The following is a 6375-nucleotide window of genomic DNA, read 5'->3' as shown; positions in this document are numbered from 1 at the left end:
CGGCTGGACCACCACCGACAACGGCCAACTCTCCCCCTACAACCAACCCCAATACCCCGGCATGCTCGCCTCCCTCCTCATCCGCCAACTACGCGGCGTGAAAGTCGTCGAACACCCATAGCCCGTGAGCCCCGCGCGTGGTCCGGCTCTCCCGGTGGCCCTGTCTCCGCCCCCGTGCGCCATTCTCGGGGCACGGCAGCACCTGCCTCCAACGCCCGCCGACGCGCCCGCCCGGCCGCCCCCGGCTCAGCCCTTCTTCCCCCCGCCCACCTGCCCGCGCACCGCGCCCATGCTCGCGCCGATGACCAGGGCGATGGCGAGGGCGTCCAGGGTGGACAGGGCCTGGTCCAGGATCAGGAAGCCGGCCGCGGCGGCGATCGCCGGTTCCAGGCTCATCATCACCGCGAAGGTGGGGGCGGGGAGCCTGCGCAGGGCCATCAGTTCCAGGGTGTACGGGAGGACCGAGCTCAGCAGCGCCACCGCCGCGCCCAGCGCCAGGGTGGAGGGGACCGTGAGCTTGGTGCCCGACTCCATGATGCCGAGCGGCAGGGAGAGGGCCGCCGCGACCACCATGGCCAGCGCGAGGCCGTCCGCCTGGGGGAAGCGGCGGCCCGTGCGGGCGCTGAAGACGATGTACGCCGCCCACATCGCGCCCGCCCCCAGGGCGCACGCCGCGCCGACCGGGTCGAGGCGGTCGAAGCCGCCACCGCCGAGCAGGACGACGCCGACCAGCGCGAGGCCGGCCCACAGGACGTTGATCAGGCGGCGGGAGACGAGGACGGAGAGCGCGAGCGGGCCCAGCACCTCCAGTGTCACGGCGATGCCGAGCGGAATGCGGTCCAGGGCCTGGTAGAAGAGCGTGTTCATGCCGGCCATCGCGATGCCGAAGGCCACCACCGTTCCCCAGTCGGCCCGTGAGTGGCCGCGCAGCCGGGGGCGGCAGACGACCAGCAGGACCAGCGCGGCGACGGCCAGGCGCAGGGTGACGACACCGAGCGCGCCGGCCCTCGGCATCAGCAGGGCCGCGACCGCCGAACCGAACTGGACCGAGAGGCCGCCCGCGACCACGAGCGCCACCGGCCCCAGCGCCGCCCGCCGGCCACCCGGGCGCCGTGCACCGCCGCCGGTCCCGTCGAGCGCCGACACCGCCTCGGGTACGGCGACGGCCGCTGCGGCCGGTTCTGCGGTGGTGCTCAGGTCGTTCACTGGACTGCCTTCGATGGGATCATCAGTGCAATCCAATGCACTGGACAATTGACGGTGATGGGCTGCCCGAACGGACGGGCCCTTCCACCGTAAGGACCCCGGCGCGTCCCGTGAAATGCCTGCTGGGCTCCCGTTATGCTCCCCACGCATGAGCAAGGACCCCTCTTCCGGCCGCCCCTTGGAACTCCGGCACCTGCGCGCCTTCCTCGCCATCGCGGATGAGGGGAACGTCACGCGCGCCGCCGCCCGCCTCCGGCTCACCCAGCCCGCCGTCTCCCGGACGCTCGCCGCCCTGGAGAAACACCTGGGCGTCCTGCTGGTCGACCGTTCCACCCACCATCTCGCCCTCACCCCCGAGGGCGTCGCCTTCCACGACAAGGCCGCCGCCGCGGTGGCCGCCTTCGACGAGGCACTCGACTCCGGGCGGCTGCGGACCTGGCCCCTGCGGCTCGGACACGCCTGGTCGGCCTTCGGCCCGTACACCACACCGCTGCTGCGGACCTGGCAGGAGCGCTACCCGCAGACCCCGCTCGAACTGCTGCGCATCGACGACCGCACCGCCGGGCTCACCCGGGGCGAGGTCGACGCCGCGCTCCTGCGGGGGCCGGTGGACGCGCCGGGGATCGTCACCGAGGTGCTGTTCGACGAGGCCCGGGTGGCGGCCGTCGCCGCCGACGGGCCGCTCGCGGCGCGCCCTTCCCTGTCGCTCGGCGACCTGGTGTCCGGGACGGTCGTACTGAACACCGTCTCCGGCACCACCACCCTCGACCTGTGGCCGCCGCACGCCCGGCCCACCACCACCCTGACCGTCGCCAACACCGACGACTGGCTCACCGCCATCGCCGCCGGGCGCGGCACCGGGGTGTCCGGCGCCTCCACCGCAGGGATGCATCCGCACGCCGGAGTGGCCTACCGCCCGCTCGACGACGCCCCGCCCCTGCCCGTGCTGCTCGCCCGCCGCGACGCCCCCGGCCACCCCGCGCTGCCGAAGCTCGCCGCGCTGGCCCGCGAGATCGTGGTGCGGGACCACGACGCCCGGCCCTGAAGGGTGTCCCGCGACCCCGGCGGGCACGATCACGGGTCGAACAGTGGAGCCGCCCGCCCCGGCGGGCACGTCCGGTCAGCGGCGTACCAGCAGCACCTCCGCGTCGTGGGGATCGGCGGCCACCCGATACCCGGCTGCGGTCAGGGCTCCGGCGTAGCGCAGCAACTCCGCGGCCGGATCCAGCACCTCCGGTGCACCGGGGGCGGGCGGATCGTCCGGCTCGTTGGCCTCGCAGTAGAAGACCTCGAACACGTCGTCCTTGCCTTCGCCGACGACGAAGCCGTCGTCCCAGCGGTCCTGCTCCCGGCTCCCGGCCAGCCGCAGGATGTCGCGGATGGCCTCGGCGGGCGTCCTGGGCCCGTCGGGGGTGGCCCGGGGCGGACCGGGGGCGCGCAGCAGGGACCGCCCGGCCTCGATGGCCTTCAGGAGCGGCCTTCTGTCGAGGTCGCGGAAGTCGGGGTCGAGGGCACGGAGCGCTCGCGTCGACGCCGAACCGAGACTTGGCAGGATGTCGCCCCGAAGGTCGTGGACGTGGCCTTCCCAGCCGTTGACCTGGACCCTGGCCGGGTCCGCGACCCTGAGGAATTTTCCGGCGACGCAGAGTTCAGCGGTCAGGCGGCCGTGGAACTCGCTCAGATGCTGAGAGGTCAGCACGACCTCGGCGCGGGTGTCTCCCTTGATGACCGTGTGGCCGTGGTTGTAGAACCCGGCGAGAGTCTGCGCCACCTCAAGGTCGCCCTCGATGAGGATCTCGCTTCCCGAAGTGGCGAGGCTCTTCGCCCGGACGTCGCCCCGCACCAGGAGGAACGGGCCGAAATCCGTGTCCCAGTTGGTTATCCATTCGGTGACGGTGAGGTCGCCGTCGACGACGACGCCCCGGAACGCGTCCGGGTGGGTCTTCGTCAGCCCGGACCAGGAGTCGAGCTCCGAGAAGTCGAGCGGCAGACTCTCCAGGGTGGTGTCGCCGGTGAACACGACGACTTCCGCATCGTCGATCCCGTCGAGGTGGAACAACGACCGGACTCCGAAGCGCTCATCGGCCTCTTGGAGCGGGACTGCCCTGATGTGCCGCACGTCGGTCTCTTCCTGCCGGGGGGGTCATTACGGGGAGGGTACGTTCCCGGTCCGACAGCCCGGCCCGACAGCCCGGCCGGGTCCGGCCCGGAGAGGCCCGAGTCCCCTCAACGCTCGCCGATGTGCCTGACGCGGGCGGCAGTCCCTGCTCCGGCGGATCCCGGGGAGCGCCGCGACGCCTGACCGGCGGACGCGATACCCGGGGTCACCGGACGGAGTCGCCGAGGTGTGCCTCGTACCGGCGAACGGCCGGATCGGTTCACCGACGCGCCTCCGCGTCCGCCGCGCCCGCGTCCAGCCCCTCCGCCAGCACCTCGGCCAGGTGTCTGGCCCGGCGTCCCGCGAGCTGGTCCAGCTGGGTCCGGCAGGAGAATCCGTCGGCCAGGAGTTCCGTGCCGGGCTCCGCCGCCCGTACGGAGGGCAGGAGCTGTTGCTCCGCGCAGGCCACCGAGACCTCCCAGTGGCCCTTCTCGAAGCCGAAGTTCCCGGCGAGGCCGCAGCAGCCGCCGCTCAGTTCGCCGGTCAGGCCCATCCGTTCGCGGAGTCTGCGCTCGGCGCCGTCGCCCAGCACCGCGTGCTGGTGACAGTGCGTCTGTCCCACGACCGGGCGTTCGACGCGGGGCGGGGTCCAGTCGGGGGCGTACTCCTCCAGATACTGGGCCAGGGTACGGACGGACGCGGCGAGTGCGGCGGCTCGCGGGTCGTCGGGGAGCAGTTCCGGCAGGTCGGTACGGAGGGTGGCCGCGCAGCTCGGTTCGAGGACGACGAGCGGGGCGCCGGGAAGGCCGACCAGCCGGTCCAGGGTGCGGCGCATCACCGCACGCGCCCTGTCCAGGCGGCCCGTCGATACGTAGGTGAGGCCGCAGCACACGCCCTTGCCGGGGACGAGCACCGTACGGCCCGTCGCCTCCAGGACCCGTACCGCCGCCCGCCCCGCCTCCGGCGAGAGGTGCTCGGTGAAGGTGTCCGGCCACAGGGTCACCACCTCGCCGGCCGGGAGGTCGCGTGTCCCCTTCTCCACGCGTCCGCGCATCCAACGGCGGAACGTCTCCGTCGCCGGCACCGGAAGCCTCCGTTCGGGCGCGATGCCCGCCAGCCGTTTGGCGAGGGCGGCGAGCGGGCGGACCCGGGCCAGGGCGTTCAGCGGGCGGGCGAACGGGGCGGCGAGCCGCAGCCACCGCGGCAGGGAGCCCATCGCGTAGTGGGCCGCGGGCCGCAGCCGTCCCCGGTAGTGGTGGTGCAGGAACTCCGCCTTGTACGTGGCCATGTCCACGCCCACCGGACAGTCGCTGCGGCAGCCCTTGCAGGACAGGCAGAGGTCGAGGGCGTCCCGTACCTCCGTCGACCGCCAGCCGTCCGTGATGACCTCGCCCGCCAGCATCTCGTGCAGCAGCCGGGCCCGGCCACGTGTCGAGTGGGCCTCCTCGCCGGTCGCCCGGAAGGACGGACACATGACGTCCGGGCCCGCCGCCCCGGCCGTACGGCACTTGGCGACGCCCACGCAGCGGCGGACCGCGCCCGAGAAGTCGCCGCCGTCCTGCGGGTAGCCGAAGGCCACGTCCACCGGGCCCTTGGGCAGCACGGCGAACCGGAGGTTCGCGTCGAGGCGGTCCGGGCGGGCGAGCATCCCGGGGTTCAGGCCGCCGTCCGGGTCCCACAGGTCCTTGAAGCGGTGGAAGACCCCGACGAGTTCGTCCCCGTACATACGGGGCAGCAGTTCGGCGCGCGCCTGGCCGTCGCCGTGCTCGCCGCTGAGGGAGCCGCCGTGCGCGACGACGAGGCCGGCCTGATCCTCGGAGAACCGGCGGAAGCGGGCCACGCCCTCGGGGCTCAGCAGGTCGAAGTCGATACGGACGTGGATGCAGCCGTCGCCGAAGTGGCCGTACGGGGTGCCGCGCAGCCCGTGTTCGGTGAGCAGGGCGCGGAAGTCGCGGAGGTACGGGCCGAGCCGTGCGGGCGGAACCGCGCAGTCCTCCCAGCCGGGCCAGGCCTCGCTGCCGTCGGGCATCCGGGTCGCGGTGCCGGAGGCGTCCTCGCGGATGCGCCACAGGGCGCGCTGCCCGGCCGGGTCGGTGACCACCGCGCCGTCGAGCGCGTCGGCCGCCCGCAGGACGCGTTCGGCACGGCCGCGCGCCTCTGCCGGGGTGGCTCCGCCCGTCTCCACGAAGAGCCAGGCCCCACCGCGCGGCAGCCCCGCCGGTTCGCGTACGAGATCGGCGGCCATGCCCTCGACGGTGAGCGGACCGTACGGGAGGAGCCCGGCGGCGGCCTCGGCCGCGGCGGACTCGTCGGCGTACCCGAGTACGGCCAGCGCGCGTGAGCGCGGGGCCTCGACCAGGCGGACGGTCGCCTCCGTGACGACGGCCAGGGTGCCCTCGCTGCCGCAGAAGGCGCGGGCCGGGTCGGGGCCGCCCGGGTGTTCGGGGAGCAGGGCGTCGAGGGCGTAGCCGGAGATACGGCGCGGGAGGTCGGGGTAGCCGGTGCGCAGCAGGGCCAGGTGCCCCTCGACGAGTTCCCGCACCCCTGCCGGGCCGCCGCCGTCGCGGGGGGCCCGCTCACGGTCCAGCCGCAGGGTGGCGCCGCCGTAGCGGACGACGGAGAGCGCGTGGACGTTGTCGGCGGTGGTGCCCCAGGCGACCGAGTGCGAGCCGCAGGAGTTGTTGCCGATCATGCCGCCGAGGGTGCAGCGGCTGTGTGTGGAGGGGTCGGGGCCGAAGGTCAGCCCGTGCGGCGCGGCGGCGGCGCGCAGGTCGTCCAGGACCACGCCGGGCTGGACGACGGCGGTACGGGATTCGGCGTCCACCGCCAGGATCGAGCGCAGATGACGGGTCAGGTCCAGCACGATGCCGGTGCCGGTGGCCTGACCGGCGATGGAGGTGCCGCCGCCGCGCGGCACCACCGCGACCGCGTACTCGCGGCAGACGGCGAGTGCGGCGGCGACATCGTCGGCGTCGCGCGGGGCGACGACGCCGAGGGGCACCCGGCGGTAGTTGGAGGCGTCCATCGTCGTCAGGGCCCGCGCGGTGGCGTCGAAGCGGACCTCTCCGCGC

The 6375-nt window shown here is 74.2% G+C and carries 4 protein-coding genes; 1 reads left to right on the top strand and 3 read right to left on the bottom strand.

All coding sequences use genetic code 11. The annotated features are described in order from the left end of the window. Positions 1-246: 246 nt before the first annotated feature. Positions 247-1206 carry an EamA family transporter gene (locus ABT170_RS36925; protein WP_329941046.1) on the bottom strand — a complete coding sequence of 320 codons (960 nt, stop codon included), beginning with the start codon at positions 1204-1206 and terminating at the stop codon, positions 247-249. 148 nt (positions 1207-1354) lie between these two features. Between ABT170_RS36925 and ABT170_RS36920 the strand changes: the two genes are divergently transcribed. Then, a complete protein-coding gene (locus tag ABT170_RS36920; RefSeq protein ID WP_351874892.1) occupies positions 1355-2251 on the top strand; it encodes a LysR family transcriptional regulator in 897 nt (298 codons plus the stop codon). A gap of 75 nt (positions 2252-2326) precedes the next feature. Here the strand turns inward: ABT170_RS36920 and ABT170_RS36915 are convergent, their stop codons facing one another. Continuing rightward, positions 2327-3325, bottom strand: a complete 999-nt coding sequence (locus tag ABT170_RS36915) for a hypothetical protein (protein WP_351874890.1) — start codon at positions 3323-3325, stop codon at positions 2327-2329. 259 nt (positions 3326-3584) lie between these two features. Continuing rightward, a complete protein-coding gene (locus ABT170_RS36910; protein ID WP_351874905.1) occupies positions 3585-6329 on the bottom strand; it encodes an FAD-binding and (Fe-S)-binding domain-containing protein in 2745 nt (914 codons plus the stop codon). Between the last annotated feature and the right edge of the window lie 46 nt (positions 6330-6375).

This window comes from Streptomyces sp. NPDC001787 (assembly GCF_040297465.1).
In the GTDB taxonomy this organism is placed as follows: Bacteria; Actinomycetota; Actinomycetes; order Streptomycetales; family Streptomycetaceae; genus Streptomyces.
This window is presented reverse-complemented; position numbering and strand designations above follow the sequence as displayed.